This window comes from Amycolatopsis sp. WGS_07, assembly GCF_045278895.1.
Taxonomy (GTDB): Bacteria; Actinomycetota; Actinomycetes; order Mycobacteriales; family Pseudonocardiaceae; genus Amycolatopsis.
Map to the genome: position 1 here is coordinate 6,326,834 of NZ_CP136053.1, position 16,550 is coordinate 6,343,383.

Annotated in this window: 14 protein-coding genes and 1 pseudogene; 5 read left to right on the forward strand and 10 right to left on the reverse strand. The window is 71.1% G+C overall.

Annotated elements, in window-relative coordinates; genetic code table 11:
• A complete protein-coding gene (hpnC, locus tag RPX00_RS29965; RefSeq protein ID WP_406630366.1) occupies positions 1–867 on the reverse strand; it encodes a squalene synthase HpnC in 867 nt (288 codons plus the stop codon).
• 151 nt (positions 868–1,018) lie between these two features.
• Here hpnC and RPX00_RS29970 point away from each other — a divergent pair, with 151 nt between their 5' ends.
• The gene (locus RPX00_RS29970) at positions 1,019–2,215 is read left to right on the forward strand and encodes a PucR family transcriptional regulator (protein ID WP_406630367.1); all 1,197 of its coding nucleotides are present in this window, start codon (positions 1,019–1,021) and stop codon (positions 2,213–2,215) included.
• Positions 2,216–2,311: 96 nt separating this feature from the next.
• Here RPX00_RS29970 and RPX00_RS29975 read toward each other — a convergent pair whose 3' ends face one another.
• Both RPX00_RS29975 and RPX00_RS29980 read right to left on the reverse strand, forming a co-directional pair.
• Positions 2,312–3,061, reverse strand: coding sequence for an SDR family NAD(P)-dependent oxidoreductase (locus tag RPX00_RS29975; RefSeq protein WP_406630368.1), 750 nt, complete (start codon positions 3,059–3,061; stop codon positions 2,312–2,314).
• Positions 3,061–3,726: a VC0807 family protein gene (locus tag RPX00_RS29980; protein WP_406630369.1), complete on the reverse strand. Its 666-nt coding sequence runs from the start codon at positions 3,724–3,726 to the stop codon at positions 3,061–3,063. Before RPX00_RS29980 ends, RPX00_RS29975 begins: the two co-directional genes overlap by 1 nt.
• Before the next feature lie 98 nt (positions 3,727–3,824).
• Between RPX00_RS29980 and RPX00_RS29985 the strand changes: the two genes are divergently transcribed.
• Positions 3,825–4,799 carry a DMT family transporter gene (locus tag RPX00_RS29985; protein WP_406630370.1) on the forward strand — a complete coding sequence of 325 codons (975 nt, stop codon included), beginning with the start codon at positions 3,825–3,827 and terminating at the stop codon, positions 4,797–4,799.
• A gap of 19 nt (positions 4,800–4,818) precedes the next feature.
• A complete protein-coding gene (locus RPX00_RS29990; protein WP_406630371.1) occupies positions 4,819–7,647 on the forward strand; it encodes an MGDG synthase family glycosyltransferase in 2,829 nt (942 codons plus the stop codon).
• Positions 7,648–7,770: 123 nt separating this feature from the next.
• Here RPX00_RS29990 and RPX00_RS29995 read toward each other — a convergent pair.
• The 3 genes and pseudogenes from RPX00_RS29995 to RPX00_RS30005 form a co-directional block, all read right to left on the reverse strand.
• Positions 7,771–8,379: pseudogene (locus RPX00_RS29995) on the reverse strand (DUF427 domain-containing protein); the annotation flags it as partial.
• 3 nt (positions 8,380–8,382) lie between these two features.
• Complete coding sequence (gene msrA / locus RPX00_RS30000; protein ID WP_406643141.1) at positions 8,383–8,880, reverse strand: peptide-methionine (S)-S-oxide reductase MsrA; 498 nt, start codon at positions 8,878–8,880, stop codon at positions 8,383–8,385.
• 79 nt (positions 8,881–8,959) lie between these two features.
• The gene (locus tag RPX00_RS30005; RefSeq protein ID WP_406630372.1) at positions 8,960–9,865 is read right to left on the reverse strand and encodes a LysR family transcriptional regulator; all 906 of its coding nucleotides are present in this window, start codon (positions 9,863–9,865) and stop codon (positions 8,960–8,962) included.
• A gap of 108 nt (positions 9,866–9,973) precedes the next feature.
• On the opposite strand from RPX00_RS30005, the gene RPX00_RS30010 reads away from it, so the two are divergent.
• Positions 9,974–11,197 carry an MFS transporter gene (locus tag RPX00_RS30010; protein WP_406630373.1) on the forward strand — a complete coding sequence of 408 codons (1,224 nt, stop codon included), beginning with the start codon at positions 9,974–9,976 and terminating at the stop codon, positions 11,195–11,197.
• A 122-nt stretch (positions 11,198–11,319) separates the two neighbouring features.
• On the opposite strand, the gene RPX00_RS30015 is transcribed toward RPX00_RS30010, so the two are convergent.
• The gene (locus RPX00_RS30015; protein ID WP_406630374.1) at positions 11,320–12,126 is read right to left on the reverse strand and encodes an ABC transporter ATP-binding protein; all 807 of its coding nucleotides are present in this window, start codon (positions 12,124–12,126) and stop codon (positions 11,320–11,322) included.
• Positions 12,123–12,794 carry a FadR/GntR family transcriptional regulator gene (locus RPX00_RS30020; protein ID WP_406630375.1) on the reverse strand — a complete coding sequence of 224 codons (672 nt, stop codon included), beginning with the start codon at positions 12,792–12,794 and terminating at the stop codon, positions 12,123–12,125. The genes RPX00_RS30015 and RPX00_RS30020 overlap by 4 nt, the downstream gene beginning before the upstream one ends.
• A gap of 184 nt (positions 12,795–12,978) precedes the next feature.
• Here RPX00_RS30020 and RPX00_RS30025 point away from each other — a divergent pair, with 184 nt between their 5' ends.
• Positions 12,979–14,565 (forward strand): choice-of-anchor A family protein, encoded by a 1,587-nt coding sequence (locus RPX00_RS30025; RefSeq protein WP_406630376.1) that lies wholly within the window; start codon positions 12,979–12,981, stop codon positions 14,563–14,565.
• Between the two features lie 61 nt (positions 14,566–14,626).
• On the opposite strand, the gene RPX00_RS30030 is transcribed toward RPX00_RS30025, so the two are convergent.
• Both RPX00_RS30030 and RPX00_RS30035 read right to left on the reverse strand, forming a co-directional pair.
• A complete protein-coding gene (locus RPX00_RS30030) occupies positions 14,627–15,823 on the reverse strand; it encodes an FAD-dependent oxidoreductase (protein WP_406630377.1) in 1,197 nt (398 codons plus the stop codon).
• An 83-nt stretch (positions 15,824–15,906) separates the two neighbouring features.
• Positions 15,907–16,515, reverse strand: coding sequence for a TetR/AcrR family transcriptional regulator C-terminal domain-containing protein (locus tag RPX00_RS30035; protein ID WP_406630378.1), 609 nt, complete (start codon positions 16,513–16,515; stop codon positions 15,907–15,909).
• Positions 16,516–16,550: the final 35 nt, after the last annotated feature.

Here is a 16,550-nt window from a genome sequence, read left to right on the forward strand (position 1 = left end):
TCATCCGGACCGCCTCCTCGTGCCGACTTGCAGCCACCCCAGCCAACTCAGCAGCCCGGTCCGGCTGGGCCGGACCGGTGCGGACAGCACGTCGCCGCCGCTCGCGTGCAGCGCGTCCACCGTCGCGAGCCCGCCGGCGAGGAAGCCGCTCACCGCGAACCGCCCCCAGCCCGACAGGTGCCCGAGCAAAGCCGCGCCGCCGCCAAGCAAGGCGGCGGCGCGGCCGGTTTCCCAGCGCATCAGCGCTTTCATCCGGGGCGACGCGTGCGCGGCGCCCAGTTCCTCCTCGGCGACGCCGAACTCGGCGAGATCCTCCTGCGGCAGGTACACCCGCCCGTTGCGGTAGTCCTCGCCGACGTCCTGCCAGTGCTCCACCAATTGCAGCCCGGTGCAGATCCGGTCGGACAGCTCGGCGGCCGCCGGATCGGTCACGCCGAGCAGGTCGAGCACGATGCGCCCGACCGGGTCCGCGGACAGCTGGCAGTACGCCAGCAAATCCGCGAAAGCCGGATAGCGGCGCACCTCCTGGTCCTGGAGATTCGCTTGGACCAGCCGCTGGAACGGTTCCTCGGTCAGCCGTCCGGCGCGGATCGCCGGAAGCAGCCCGCGCACCGCCGGATCGGCGGGTTCGCCATTCCCGAACGCGGCGGACAGTTCGGCGGAGAAAGCCTTGAGCAGCGCGACCCGGTCGCCCGCGGCCTCGTCGCCCAGATCGTCCACAGTGCGCGCGACGGAATAGACCGCGACCAGGTCGGCGCGCAGCTGTTCCGGCAGCACCCGCAGGGCCACCGGGAAGTTTTCCGCGCGCCGTTTCGCTCGCAGGCCGGACGCATCCGGAGCGTGACGGACAGCCGACGTCGATCTCATCCCCGCCAGTGTCGCGCCCCCGGACGGGCGGCTTCTGCCGCCGGAAGACGAATTTCGCTGGCTTCGACTTGGCACGAGAGGCCAAAGTGGGGACAGGATGTCCCGAGGCGACCCGATGACCGCTGCCTGCGACGGAAGGACTCCCGGACACATGGGACCAGATCAGGTGACCCGGCTTGACGAACTGGAGACGGTGGTGACCCGCCGGCTGCCCGCCATGCTCAACGAGGTCCGCGACCAGCTCGCGGACGAGCACCCCGACTACGCGGAGTTCCTCACCGAGGAACTGGCCGACCTCGTCACCGCCAGCGCGGGGTTCGTCCGCAGGCTCATCGACATGGCCGCCGAGCCCGACGAACGGCTGCCGGAACTGGGGTCCGGCGTGGAACAGGCGGTGTTCGAGGAAATCGGGCGCAGCCAGTACCAGCAGGGCAGACGGGTGACCAGCCTGCTGTCGGCCTACCGGGTGGGCGCGCGCGTGGCGTGGCGGCACGTTTCCGAGGCCGCGCTGGACCTCGACGTGCCCGCCGAACTGTTCGCCTCGCTCGCCACCACGGTATTCGCTTTGGTAGACCAGCTTTCGGAGTCGTCGCTGCGCGGATACCTGCAGGAGCAGTCCGACGCGGTGCGCGCGCGGGAACGGCTGCGCGACGAACTGACCGCGCTGCTGCTGTCCGACCGCGCGGACAAGGCCGCGGTGCGCGCGGCCGCGCTGCGCGCGGACTGGCGGCTGCCGAAGCACGCCGCGGTGGTGCTGGTCGAGGACGACAACGAGCTGGGCCGGGAACTGGTGTTCCGCCTCGAAGACAGCTGCCTGCGGCTGCGCCGTCCGGGGGTGGTCGTGGCGATCGTGCCGGACCCGGGCGGTCCCGGGCGGCGCGCGTGGCTGGCCCGCGCGCTGCGCGGCGGCGGCGCGGTGGTGGGCGCGACGGTGCCGCTGGACCGGCTCCCGGCCAGCCTGCGTATCGCCGAAGTGACCGCGCGATTGCGCCGGGACCATTTGCTCAGCGACGATCCGGTGTTCGCCGACGAGCATCTCGACGCGATCATCGTGCACCGCGACGACCGGCTGCTCGACGTCCTGCGAAGACAAGCCCTCGCCCCGCTCGACGAGCTGAACGAGTCCTCGCGGGAACGGCTGTCCACCACGCTCACGTCGTGGCTGCTGCATCTGGGGGACCGCAAGGCCGTCGCGGAGGATCTGCACATCCACCCGCAGACGGTGTCCTACCGGCTGGGCCGGCTGCACGACCTGTTCGGGCCGTCGCTGGACGACCCGTCCGTACGGGCGACGCTGGTGCTGGCGCTGGCCTGGGGGCCGCCCGGGGAAGCGGACGAGATCGCCTGATGGGGGAATTTCCCTGATGCGGCAGCACGTTGGACATGCTTGGGTCTCGTGAGCGGCACTGCCGTGAACGAGGAACGCGGGGAGGAGGTGTGCGTGTCAGCTTTCGGCGCCGAACCGCGTCGCCAGCACGCGGTACAGGCCGGGCATCGCGCCGCGCAGCGCCACGGGGAACCGCAGCCAGCGCGGCACGTAGTAGTCGCCCGGACGCGCGGCGGCGCGCACCACGGCGGCGGCCACGCGTTCGGCGCTCACCGGCCGGGGCGTGCCGCGGGTGTAGGGACGGCCGCGGCGCTCGAAGAATTCTGTGCGCACCACACCAGGAACTACGATTCCGACGGTAATTCCGGTGCCGTGCAACTCGAATCGGAGGCTGTCGGCGAAGGCGTCCACACCGGACTTCGTCGCGGCGTACACCGCTTCGCCGGCCACGCCGGTGCGTCCGGCGATCGACGAGACGAACACGATCTGCCCGCGGCCGCGCTCCAGCATCGAAGGCAGCAGCGCGCGGGTCAGGTCGAGCGGCGCGGCGAGGTTGACGTCCACCAGATGCCGCAGCTTGTCCCCGGACAGTTCGGGCAGCGGACCGGCCCAGCCGAGGCCGGCGTTGTTGACGAGGAGATCCACCGATCCGGTGATCTTCAGCGCGCGCTCGGCGAGATCCGCCGCGGCGCCGGGGTGCGCGAGGTCGGCGGCGAGCGCGGTGCCGCCGGTTTCCCCGGCGAGGGCGGCGAGCCGGTCCTCGTCGCGGCCGTGCAGCAGCACCTGGACGCCGGAGCGGGCGAGCCGCCGCGCGGTGGCGGCCCCGATGCCGGACGACGCGCCGGTGACGAGCGCGGTGCGGGCCATCAGGCGGCGGGCAGCGCGGCCGGGCGGTGGCCCATGCGCAGCGTGATCCCCGCCGAACGCAGCGAACGGCGGAACCACCACAGCGAACCGGCGATGGCCAGCCCGATCACCGAGTACGAGCCCGCGGTGCTCACCATCAGGAAATTGCCGACCGTTTCCCGCGCGAGCAGCAGCAGCGTCACGCCGCCGTTCACCGCGAACACGAGCCCCCACAGCACCGACACGCGCTGGAAGAACCGGCGCATTCCGGGGTGCCCGGACAGCGTTTCCGGGAATGCGCAGAAATCGCCCGCCAGCCGCGCGAGCAGCGGTTTGTTGAACGGCGCGGACGCCAGGAACAGGCTGGCGACGAGGAAATTCTGTAAAGTCGGCTGGAGGAAGTACAGGAACGCGCTGCCGGTGGCCAGTCCCAGCACGGTGCGCGCGACCAGCAGCGCCGTGGTCAGCAGCAGCACCGCGGGGATCTTCTTGCGCAGCGCCAGCCGGGCGCCCAGCACGGCGACCGACCAGCAGAGCGCGGCGATCACCCCGCTGTCGAAGCTCACCAGGGTCAGCAGGAGATAGAAGAGGCCGGCCGGGACCAGCGCGGACTCCAGCAGGTGCCGGCCCCCGCCCACCACGAGGTTGCGGAACGAGGGGAGGTCGATCGTATGGGGGTGTCGCATGCGGGTTCTGCTGCCTCCGGTGCCAACCGGGCGACTCGGCCTCGGACAAGGCTTGAGCATAAGCACGGCGGATGGGGACGGTGTGAGGTGAAGAGTCCGTGACAGTTACGGGGATGTCGCTGGTGGTGGCTGTCCCCGCCGCCGTGGCCGGCGCGGCGTGCATGGGACTCGCGAGCGCAGCGCAGGCCAGGGCGACCAAAGAGGTGGAAACCGGCAAACCGCTCGACCTGACGCTCTTCAAGCGGCTCGTCGGACGCCCATTGTGGCTCATCGGCATCGCGGCGACCATCCTGGGTCTCGTCCTGCAGCTCGTCGCGCTCGCGTTCGGGCCGTTGCTGCTGGTCCAGCCGCTGCTCGTGACGTCGCTCATGTTCGCCGGGCTCGCCTCGGCGCGGCTGGAACGCCGCCGCCCGGACCGCACGATGAGCCTCGGCGGGCTGCTGTGCGTCGCCGGGCTCGCCGCGTTCCTCGTCGTCGCCCGGCCGAGCGGCAACGGCGAGACGCTCGTCAGCGGCGGCGACCTGCTGCCGCTCGGCATCGCGCTCGCCGTGCTCACCCTGGCCTCGCTTGTTGTTGCCGCGTCAACGAATTCCGGATCTTGGCGGGTGCTCGGGCTCGCGGTCGCCACCGGCGTGCTGTATGGCCTCACCGCCGGGCTGATGAAGGTGGTCGCGGGCCAGTTCCGCTCCGGGATCGACGAGCCGTTCCGGCACTGGACGCTCTACCTGGTGTGCGTCGTCGGCCCGCTCGGGTTCCTGCTGAGCCAGAACACGTTCCAGCAGGGCCGGTTCCTCACGCCCGCGCTCGCCGTGATCACCGCGCTCGATCCGCTGGTCGGGGTTGCGATCGGGCTGTCGTGGATGGGCGAATCGGCCGACGGGCGGCCGCTCGCGCTGTTCGGCGAGGCGCTGGCCGGGCTGGTGATCGTGGTCGGCATCGCGCTGATGTCCACCCGCGCGTCGCATTTGTCGGCGGAATCGGAGGCCGCGCCGGCGAACGAGGAAACCGAACCGGGCGAACGGCCCGATTCGGACCCCGACGACGGATACGGCCTCGCCGGGACCGCTTGTTAGCGAAAAGGGGGCAGCGTTGGTGCGCGTGCTGATCGTGTCCGCGAACATGGGCCAGGGGCACAATGCCACGGGACGTGCGCTCGAGGACGCGGTGCGGGAGCGCTGGCCGGACGCGACCGTTTCGTGGCTGAACGCCCTGGAACGGCTCGGACCCGGTTTCGAGGGGCTTTTCCAGCGAATTTATGTCGCCAATGTGGAAAGCGTGCCGTGGCTGTACGAGTTCTTCTACGGCGCGATCTGGCGGATGCCGTGGTTCGCCGCCGCGTCCCGGTGGTTCACCGCGGCGTGGTGCGGCAGGCGGCTCGCGAAACCGGTCGCCGAGTTCGCGCCGGACCTGGTGCTGTCGACGTATCCGATGGGCACCGCCGGGCTGGCGTGGCTGCGCCGCAAGGGAAAACTCGCCGTGCCGCTCGGTGCGTGGGTTTCCGACTTCGCGCCGCATCCGTTCTGGGTTTACGGCGCTGCCGACCTCACCATGGTGATGCACGACGTCGCGGTCGAACCCGCGCTGCGCTCGTCGCCGTCCGCGCACGTCGGGGTATCCGCGCCGCCGGTGCGCGCGGTGTTCCGCCCGGGGGACCAGCCGGCGGCGCGCCAGGAACTGGACCTGCCGCCGGACGCGTTCGTGCCGCTGGTTTCGTGCGGGTCGCTGGGTTTCGGCGAGATCGAGACCACCGTGCGCGAGCTGCTGGCCGCGGATCCGGCGGTCGTGCCGATCGCGATCTGCGGGCGCAACGAGGCGGCGGCCGCCCGGCTGCGCGCGCTCGGCGAACCGCGGCTGCACGTCGTCGGCTGGACCGACCGGCCCGAGCTGTACACGCAGGCGGCGGACGTTGTGGTGACGAACGCGGGCGGGGCGACCTCGCTGGAGGCGCTGGCGTGCGGCCGCCCGGTGCTGATGCACCGCCCGATCGCCGCGCACGGCAAGGCCAACGCCCGCCTGATGGCCGCCGCCGGCCTCGCCCTGGTGTCCACAAAGGACGGAGAGCTGGCCGAGGCGGTGCGCGGGCTGCTGGCCGAACCGGACCGGCTCAAGAAACTGGCCGAAGCGGTCGCCCGGCATTGCGAAACCGCGACCCCGCTCGGGAGCGCGCTGGCCTCGCTCGCTTCCGAGCCGCTGAACCCGCCGACGCAGCGGCTCCGCCCGGAGGACGCGCTGTTCGTGCACGTGGCCACTCCCGAAGTCCCGCAGCAGGTCGGAGCGGTGCTGCTGTTCGACCCGAAGGCGGACGGCGCGCCGGTCACCCACGCCGACGCGGAGCACCTGCTGGCCGCGACGCCCGGGCTGCGCACGCGGTTGCTGCCGGGCAGCAGGCTCTGGCGGGCACGCTGGCAGGAGGACCCGGGCCGGACGTCGGCGGACGTGCTGACGTCGGTGCGGGTCGGCCCGGACGCCCCGCTGGACGCGGCGTTGACCCGGGAGATGGACGCGTTTTTCTCGGAACCGGTGTCGCCGGAGCATCCGGTGCGCGCGCGGCTGGTGACGGGAATCGAGGGGGAGCAGGGGGCGCTGCTGATCGCGCTGCACCATGCGGCTAGTGACGGGATCGCGGTGATCAGCGCGCTGGTGGGGCAGGCTCGGGGGAAGGAGCCGCTGGTTCCGGCGGCGGTGCCTCGGCGGAGGGGGTGGTGGAGTCGCCCCAATGCCACATTGGGTGCGTCTGGCGCACCGAACGCCACATTGGGTGCGTCGGATGCACCGAACGCCGCTTTGGGTGCGCAGGATGCACCCAATGCCACATTGGGGCGCCACGGGTCGCGGCCCAGGCGGAGGGCGGGGCTTGCCGGGCTGGTGGCGCCGGCGCGCGAGGTGCTCGCTCGTGTGGCGGGCCCGGTGTGGCACGGACTTGAACAGTCGACGGAATCGGCCGGTGGTTCCGGCACTGCCGCCCAGCCCTTGCGCTCGAAGCCCAGCTCCGGCGGCAGCAGTCGTCTGGTCAGCGGGGGCTGGAAGCTCGGCCGCGCCGGTGTGTTGTGGTCTAGCACCGAGCGTCCGGAGTCCGGTTCAGGTGCCAAAACCCGCGCCGCTGATCTCGCCCGTGCCGTCTGGCCTCGGGCGGGTGCCGCTCGCGGGTCTGCCCCCGCCGGGTCCGAGCGTCCGAAGCCCAGTTCAAGCGCCAAAACCGGTGCCGCCGATCTGGCTCGTGGCATCTGGACCCTCGCCCGGGCCGGTGCCGCCCCCCGAGTGCGCTGGGACAAGCGCATCGACGGCCCGCAGCGGCATTTCGCGCGTGCTCATCTCTCCGCTCCCGAGGTCCGGGCCGCCGCGCGGCGGGCCGGGGTGCCGACTACCAATCTCGTTCTCGCGCTCGTCGCCGAGGCCTTGCACCGCGAACTCGGCGGCACCGCGCCGGATCAGCTGCGGGTGCTGATCCCGATGTCGGTCCGCGACACCGGGACCTTCCGCCAGCTCGGCAACCACACCGGCGCGGCCTCGGTCGACCTGCCGACCGCCGCGATGTCGCTGCCCGAGCGGGTGCGCGAGACCGACCGGATGCTGTCGGAGCAGGTCGGCCGCGGTGCGCCGCGCGCGGGGAACGCGGTCGTGCGCGTGCTCGGGGTTCTCCCGCCGGTGTTGCACCGCCGGGCGGCCAAACTCGTCTACCGCGGCACGTGGTTCAGCGTCATCGCTTCGGTGCTCCCCGGCGCGCGGTCGCCGGTGGTGCTCAACGGCGCGCTCGTGCGCACGGTGTACCCGGTGTTGTCGCTCGCTCCTGGAGTCCCAGTGGCGGTCGGCATCATGACGTGGGCGGACCGGTTCACCGTCTGCATCACCGTGCCCGCCGGACAAGGGGAGCGCGGGGACCGGCTGGCGGAGGCGGTCGTGGAGGCGTTCGGGCGGTTGTGAGCTACTTCGAGAAGTGCGTCCGCGGACGGGGAGAAGTTCGCCGTCTACTTCGATGTCCACCATCTCGTTGTAGAACGCCACCAGTCCGGCGATCGGCTGGACTGCCGCGGCCGGATAGGCGTACGTCCACGCGAGATGCTCGTGCAGGACGTCGCCGACGCGGACGGACCAGTAGCCGGACGTCTCGCCCTTGTACGGACAGGCGGTGACCATGCCGGGCTCGGCGACCAGGTGCGTGAAGTCGACTTCGGTGCGGTTGAAGTAATACCGCGTCGGGAGGCCGGTTTCGAACAGCAGCACCGGCGAGGACGATTCCGCCAAGGTGACGCCGTCCAGCCGCACGCGGACGTGCCGGGTCGAGCGCAGGGCGTCCACCCGCGTGTACGGGCTGCGCGGGTGGACGAAAACCTGTTCGTCCTCTTCGTACCAAGCGTCCAAGGCGTCCCAGGCGAATCGGATGTGTCCGGATAGGACTTCGTCGGATATCCAAGCGGCAGCAGGCTTTTCGACCTCGCCGACCCGCAGCGAGTACCGCCCGTCGGGCTCCGGTGCCAGGACATCGGGGAGCACGTCGGCGATCGGGAAATAGAACTGCGGATAGTACGGCCATTCCCAGACGTACTTGGCCCGCGTGCTGTCCACAATGGTCTTCCCGGCGAGCACGCCGCGCACTCGCCGGGGGACCGGTTCGACGTGTCCGGTGTGGACTGCTGCCGCTGGATAATCGGTCATCGGTCAGCCGCGCTTCGGGAGTTTCCAGCCGGGGCGCGGGAAGTGGCAGGTGTAGCCGTGCGGGTAGCGCTGGAGGTAGTCCTGGTGCTCCGGCTCGGCTTCCCAGAAATCGCCGGCCGCGGTGACCTCAGTGACGACCTTGCCGGGCCAGAGGCCGGAGGCGTCGACGTCGGCGATGGTGTCTTCAGCGATCTGCTTTTGCTCGTCGGTGGTGTAGAAGATCGCGGAGCGGTAGCTGGTGCCGATGTCGTTGCCCTGGCGGTTCTTCGTGCTGGGGTCGTGGACCTGGAAGAAGAATTCCAGCAGCGTGCGGAAGTCGGTTTGGGCGGGGTCGTAGGTGACCTCGATGGTTTCGGCGTGGGTGCCGTGGTTGCGGTAGGTGGCGTTGGGGACGTCGCCGCCGCTGTAGCCGACGCGGGTGGCGGTGACGCCGGGCTGGTGGCGGAACAGCTCCTCCATGCCCCAGAAACATCCGCCGGCCAGGATCGCTTTTTCCGTCATTTCCTTCTCTCCCATCGGGGAATCCGTGTACAGGATGACGCTGGCGCGCCGGTCGCTATTCCGGTCGCCCGGTGCCCGGTCAGAACTCCGTAATATCTCCCTCCGCCGCGGCCGCGACGAACAGGTCGAGCAGCGTCCGCAAGGCCTGCGACGGCGGCCGCTTGGCGGAGACGACGACGGAGAGTGGCCAGATCAGCGAGGTGTCGGCGAGGGGGACCACCCGCGCGCCCGGGATGTCCAGCCGCGCGGTGCCGGGCAGGACCGCGACGCCGAGTCCGGCGGCGACGTAACGCGGCACCGTCCGCAGGTCGGCGACCTCGGCGGTCACCCGGCGGGACAGCCCGAGCGACGCGAACTCGCGGTCCACCGCCAGCCGGTTCCCGAAGCCGCGCGGGCAGTCGACGAACAGCTCGCCGTCCAGTTCCGGCAGCGTGACCGACTCGCGGCGGGCGAGCGGATGGCTGTCCGGGAGCACGGCGTAGTACGGCACGCTGGCCAGTTGCGTCGCGTCGAGGCCGCCCAGTTCCGTCCGGGAAAGGCCGAGCAGCGCGACGTCGAGGCGGCCGTGGCGGACGTCGCCGGCGAGGCCGGACGAACCGGTGAGCGACACCGTCAGATGCAGGTCGACCAGCGGGTGCCTGCGGTGGAACGCGCCGAGCAGCACCGGCAGGTCGAAGGCGTTCATGCTGGTCAGCGTGCCGATCCGGAGGCTCCCGCGCAGGCCGGCGGACGCCTGCTGCACCACCTCGCGGGCCCGCTCCACCGATTCCAGCGCGGCTTTCGCCTCGGGCAGGAAGAGCGCGCCCGCGGTCGACAGCGCGACCCGCCGGGTGGACCGGTCGAACAGCGTCGTGCCGAGGTCGGTCTCCAGCGCGCGGATCGTCGCCGAGACCGTGGACTGAGTGGCGAACAGCCGCTGCGCTGCCCGCGTGAAGCTCAGCTCCTCGGCGACCGCCACGAAGAACTCCAGCTGCCGCGTCTCCATGCCGCCAATTATCGCGTACCACGATAACTATGACCAAGACTTTTCGTTGGACTTGATGAGTGGAGCCGGGGATCGTGTGAGGGGCAGGTTCCCGTCCGGAAGGTCGACATGGTCACCACAGTTCCGCCCGCTCTCTCCGCCCCGGCCGGCTGGCGCGTCAGCCACGGCTGGGGTTTCCGGGTCATCGCGTTCGCGTTCGCCGCGTGCCTCGCGTTCTCCACCGTGCCCACCCCGCTGTACGCGCTTTACCAGCAGCGGGACGGGTTTCCGACGTTCCTGGTCACCGTCATCTTCGCGGCTTACGCGGTCGGCGTGATGGCCAGCCTCTACTTCGCCGGGCACGTCAGCGACTGGCTCGGCCGCCGCCGCGTGATCCTCGCTTCGACACTCGCCGAGGCGCTGTCCGCAGTCCTGTTTCTGCTCTGGCCCGAGGTCCCCGGCCTGCTGATCGCGCGCTTCGTGTGCGGCGTGGGCATCGGCGCGCTCACCGCGACCGCCACCGCGCACCTGTCGGAGCTGCGGGCGGTGACCCGTCCGGAGGAGGACCTCGGCCGCTCCGGCCTGATCGCCACCGTGGTGAACATGGGCGGCCTCGGACTCGGCCCGGTGGTCGGCGGGGTCTTCGCGCAGTACATCGACAGCCCGCTGACCAGCACGTTCGTCGTGTTCCTGGTCGTGCTGCTGATCGCCGCGTTCGCGGTGTGCCTCGTGCCGGAGACTGTCGAACGGCGCGAGGAGCGTCCGGCGTATCGGCCGCAGCGGGTGTCGCTGCCCGCCGGGGCGCGGCCGGCGTTCGTCGGCGCGGCGATCGGGGTGTTCGCCGCGTTCGCGATCACCGGACTGTTCATGTCGCTCGCCCCGACGCTGCTTGCCGAAGGACTGCACGAGCACAACCGGATGCTCGCCGGAGTCACCGCGGGCTCGATGCTGGGCGCGTCGGCGGTGGCGCAGGTGGTGTTCGCGCGGATGGCGTCGCGGGCACAGCTGCGGCTGGGGTTTGTGTTGATGCCGGTCGGGCTGGCGGTGCTTTCGGTCGCCGCGCTGCTGCCTTCGCTGGCGCTGTTCCTCGTCGGCTCGGTGATCGCCGGGAGCGGGATGGGACTCGGCTTCCGCGCGGCGGTCGGGACGGTGGCGGCGCTGGCCGACCCGCTGTCCCGCGGCGAAGTGCTGGCGGGGATCTTCCTCGCCGCCTACGCCGGGCTGGTGGTGCCGGTGCTGCTGGTGGGCATGACGCTGCTGTGGGTGCCGAGCCCGCTCGCGCTGGTCGGGTTCTCCGCGGCGGAGATGGTGCTGCTGGCGTTCTCCGCGTGGCGGGTGCTGCGGACTGCTTGAGCGGCTTCGACCGTCCGGCTGCCGCTGCCGAGCCAGAGTCGCCGGAAGTCCGTGAAGGACTCCTTGAGGGAACCAGATTCCCTCAAGGAGTCCTTCACGGACGACGGAGAGCCGCGCCCGGGTCAGGCGACCTCGGTGGTCCGGGTGCGGGCGGCGCGGGCGCTCCACCGCCCGTCGTGCCGGTCCACCCGGATCGGGTGGCCGAACGCCCGGCTGATGCTCGCGGTCGTGACGGCGTGCTCGATCGGCCCGGAGGACACCGCGGAACCGTCCGCGATCACCAGCGCGTGCGTGGTCGTCTCCGGCAGTTCCTCGAGGTGGTGGGTGACCACGATGGAGGCGAGCCGGGGATGGGTCCGGGTGAGCAGGTCGATCGTTTCGAGCAGCTGCTCGCGGGCCGCGACGTCCAGGCCGGTGGACGGTTCGTCGAGCAGCAGCAGCCGGGGATCGCTGATCAGCGCGCGGGCGATCAGGGCGCGGCCGCGTTCGCCCTGGGACAGAGTCGGCCAGCGTTCGCCGGCTTTGCCGTCCAGGCCCAGCAAAGCGACGAGTTCGTCGGCCTGCGTGAGCTGTGCTGGGGTGGGCTGCCAGCGCGGGGGAGTGTCGATGGTCCCGGTGACGCCGGTCAGCACGACCTCCCGGATGGTGAGCGGCGAACGCAGCGGATGCCGCGGGTCGACGTGCCCGATGCGGCGGCGCAGCGCCTGCAGTTCGACCCGGCCGAGCATCCCGCCCAGCACCTCGACAGTGCCGGTGGTCGGATGCGTGACGGCGCCGCAGAAGCCGAGGATCGTGCTCTTGCCGGCGCCGTTCGGGCCGAGCAGCGCCCAGTGTTCGCCCGCCCGCACCGTCAGGTTCACGCCGTGCAGGATTTCCTTGCCCTGCCTACGGAACACGACGTCGGTCAGCCGCAGCACGACCTCGCTCACGAAAGTGCCTCCTTCAAGGCGGTCAGGTGCGCCCGGCTCAGTTCCGCGGCGGCGGACGCGTCTTTGTCCGCGATCGCGTCGACGAGCGCCAGATGCGCGGCTTGGTCTTCTTCGGGGGCGGTGATCGGCCGGGCGCGCAGCATGTCCGTCATCGCGCGGTGGATGCGCGGGACGAAACTGTCGAACAGTTCGATCAGCACGTCGTTGTGCGCGGCGACGAGCACCGTGCGGTGGAAGGCGGTGTCGGTGTCCACCAGGAACTCGACGTCCGGGTCGCCGGTCGCGCGGGCGGCGAGGGCACGGCGGATCGCGCGCAGGTCGGTCGGCGTCCGCCGGTGCGCGGCGAGGGCGGCGGCCTCCGCTTCGATGGCGATGCGCGCTTCGATCACCGCGCCGATGGTCGCGCGGCGCAGCACCGCGTCCCAATCCTCGGCGACGTCCAGCGCGGTCACGAATACCCCGGAGCCCTGGCGGGAATCGAGCACGCCTTTGCCCGCCAGTTCGCGGATCGCTTCGCGCAATGTCGAACGGCCGACGCCCAGCTGCGCGGCCAAAGTCGTTTCCCCGGGCAATTTGTGGCCGAGCGGCCATTCGCCGCCGCGAATGCGCCCGAGAAGGACTTCGGCGGCCTGCGCGGCGAGCGGATGCCGTTGCACGAGAGGGGACATCGGGGCGGCTTTCTGGTCGGGCGGACGGGAGCGATGCTACTGCGGGACATTCGCGGAACGGGCCGTCGAGTGTGGAGCGTCACTAGTCTACTTGTCTGAGGAGCGCGGTATTTTCTGACCCGTTCGGGTGGGTTACGGTGTTTCGCATACCCCATTCGGGCCGCGCCGGGTAAGGATCGGCCGCATGCGTGCCAGGAAATTGGCCGTCGTCGGCGGGGCGATCGCCGCGGCGGTGTGTGCAGTGGCGTTCGTGGCCGGACCGGGCGCGAGCGCCGCTCCGTTGCCGGGCGGGCTGGGGCCGTGCGTCGGCGATGCCTGCCCGGGCGGCAAGTACCCGCCGGTCAACAACGGGTCGTTCGCGGGGCGGGACAACGGCATCAACGTCTTCGCCGGCGGCGATTTCCTCGTGCGCGAAGCCGCGGCCGAGGCCGAGGGCCGGGTCGTCGTGCTCGGCGGCTTCGACATGAACAAACGGCCCGGCGTCTCCTCGGTCTACAACGTCGGCGAAGCGGGCGTCGGCTCGCGCGTGCCGCCGCCGGACGGCGCGGACTACCTCACCACCGGCAAGGACGTCACCGTCGCGCCGAACCAGCGGCTGCTCGCGGAGGGCGGCGTCGTGCGGTACGCCGGCACCGCCACCGGGACCGTGGTCGGCACGCTGAAGCAGGACCCGAACGCGGCGGACCCGTACAAGCAGCTCCGGCCGCAGCTGCAGGAGGCCAGCACCTGCTACGGCAAGGCATCGGCGACCGGGACGGCGAAGAACGAGGGCTACCGCACGCTGTTCACCGGCGACGGGAAGTCCGCGCTGCAGGTGTTCAATGTGGACTTCGACCTCACCGGCCCCGGCGGCGGCATGCAGGGCATCGAGTTCGCCGGCATCCCGGCGGGCGCGACGGTCCTGGTGAACCTCGTCGGCGGCAACCGGGTGATCAACACCTACACCGGCGACCTCGCCGACCAGGATCCGATCAACCAGCTCCGCGAGAAGCTGCTGTGGAACTTCCCGGACGCGTCGAAGGTGAAGATCGCCGGGCAGGCGCAGTTCCAGGGCAGCGTGCTGGTCGGCAACCCGGCCAGCGACACGACGGTCACCGCGTCGGGCACGAACGGCCGGTTCTTCACCGCGGGCAACCTGCTGCACACGTCCGACGGCGCGGCGGGCGGGCAGGAGTTCCACGCCTACCCGTTCACCGGCGACCTGCCGGACTGCGCCGCCCCGACGACCACGCCCACGACGCCGACCAGCACGACGTCCACCTCGAGCACGACTTCCAGCACCACGTCGTCCAGCACGACCAGCTCCACCACGACGTCCAGCACCACGACGTCCAGCACCACGACGGAGCCGACCAGCTCGACCAGCACCACGACGTCGAGCACGGAGCCCTCGGCCACGGAGCCGACCACGACGAGTTCCTCCACGACGTCGACCACGACGACCGAGCCGACGAGCACCACCTCGTCCAGTACGACGTCGTCTAGCACTACGTCGAGCAGCAGTTCGGCGACATCCTCGAGTTCGCAGCCCACGTCCTCGGCGAGCAGCACGAGCCCGACGACGTCCAGCTCGTCGTCGGAGGCCCCGGCCCCGATCACGACCACGAGCGACAACTCCGGCGGCGTGGCTCCGGGCGCCGGTCCTTCGGACGAGGGCCCGCTCGCCTCGACCGGCGCGGACATCCGCGGCTACCTGATCGGCGGCGGTGCGCTCCTGCTCATCGGCGGCGCGCTGGTGGCGGCTGTGGCAGTTCGCCGCAAGCGCTCCTGACCAACGCCGTGAAGGACTCCTTGAGGGAATCAGATTCCCTCAAGGAGTCCTTCACGGACAGTCAGGCGGGGGTGCGGGAGGCGCGGTATTCGGCGGCCCGCGCTTCGTAGGCGCGGAGTTCCTCTTCCCGGTCCGGCGGCTCGTGCTGGCCGCCGTCCGGCTGGTCGGCGAAGAAGCCCCGCAGGGCCTCGTTCGAGTCGGCGGCGAGGTGCCCGGTGCGGGCGAACATGGCCGTCTCGTAGCGGGTCAGCGCGGCTTCGACGGTCGGTTCCTCGTGCAGCGCGTGCGCCAGCTCGGCACCGTCGAGCAGGGCCAGGTTCGCGCCGTGACCGCCGAACGGGGCCATCGCGTGCGCGGCGTCGCCGAGGACGGTGATGCCGGGGACCCGTTCCCAGGTCAGGGGAGCGGGCAGGGCGGTGAACGCGCGTGCTACGTAGTCGCCGTCGTTGTCGGTCAGCAGCGGGCGCATGGCCGGGGCCCAGCCGTGGAACTCGCGGAGCAGGAATTCCCGCACCGACTCGCGGTCAGTCAGGTCGACGCCCGCCTGGGCGGCCCAGTCTTCTTCAGCGCGGAACGCCACGTAGCCGCGGATGATTCCGTTGCTGTTGCGCTGCACGATCATCGCGCGGCCCGCGCCGTCGGCGGCGAACAGCTGGCCGGTGCCGACCAAAGCCGCGATGCCGGGGTGCCGGTTCTCGACGTCGTCGAATCGGACGTCCAGAAAGGACACTCCGAGGTAGTCCGGCGTCGCGTCAGTGAGGCGGCGGCGGACCTTCGACCAGGTGCCGTCCGCGCCGATCACGACGTCGGCGTCCACTGTGGAGCCATTGGCGAAGTGCAAGCGGTGGACGCCGTTTTCGGTCGTCAGGTCAGTGAGTTTGTGTCCCCAGTGGACGGTGCCGGGGGCGAGCTGCTCGTACAGCATGGTGCGCAGCTGGCCGCGGTCGATCTCCGGGGCGGACGCCTCGCCGTCGGCGGGGACGAATTCCTTCAGCAGGGTGCCGTGGTGGTCGCGCCGGGTCATGGCTTGGCCTTCGGCGCGGGCCAGTTCGTGGAAGGCGGGCAGCAGCCCGGCGTCTTCCAGCGCGATCTGCCCGCTGTCGGCGTGCAGGTCGAGCGTGCCGCCGGGATCGCGTGAATCCACGGCGGTGTCGGCGTCGTACACGGTCGCGGCAATGCCGTGGCCGTGCAGGACGTGGGCGGCGAGCAGCCCGCCGGGGCCGCCGCCGACGATCGCGATGCGCGGTGTCTCTTTCATGGTTTTCCCCTCTCGTGCCGGTGGTCTGCGTCCAGCATAAGTGGCACCATGCAAAAAGTGCAACCGTACAACTTAGTGAGTCATTACACTGGGCGCTTCGCCGCCAGTCCGGCGAGCACGATCCCGAGCGCGTAGGCGAAGCTGTCGGCGACGGTGCTCCCGGCCGCCTGCCGTTCCCGCATTCCCTGCGCCATCAGCGGAAACGGGATGCTCGCGATGGCCGCTTCCTCGTCGTCGGGCCAGGTCTGGTCCTCGACGGCGCGGCCGAGGACGAAGTGGACGAACACCCCGGTGCACCGGGTCGCGTCGGCGAGCGGGAACCCGGCGCGGTGCAGCACGTCCACCGCTCGCTCGGCGAACTCGCCCAGCGAGCGGGCGATCCGGAGGTCGGCGCCGAGGGTGATGCGGGCGCCGTCCCGGTGGCCGAGGAGTGCGGTGTGCAGGGCAGTGCCCGCTTGTTCCAGCCATGACAGCCACGGGGTGTCCAGTGGCGGGAGGTCGTCCAGGACGGGGGCCACGAGCGCGTCGGCGAGGTGGTCGAGCAGGGCCCGTTTGCTGCTGAAATGCCAGTACAGCGCGGGTGCCTTGACGCCGAGTTCGGTGGCGAGGCGGCGCACGGTCAGCTTGTCGAGGCCGTCGGCGTCGACGAGGGCGAGCGCGATCCGGACCGCGGCGGGGATTTCGATCGGCAACGCGGTTGCCTCCTTAACTAGTTCAGGGCAGTCTA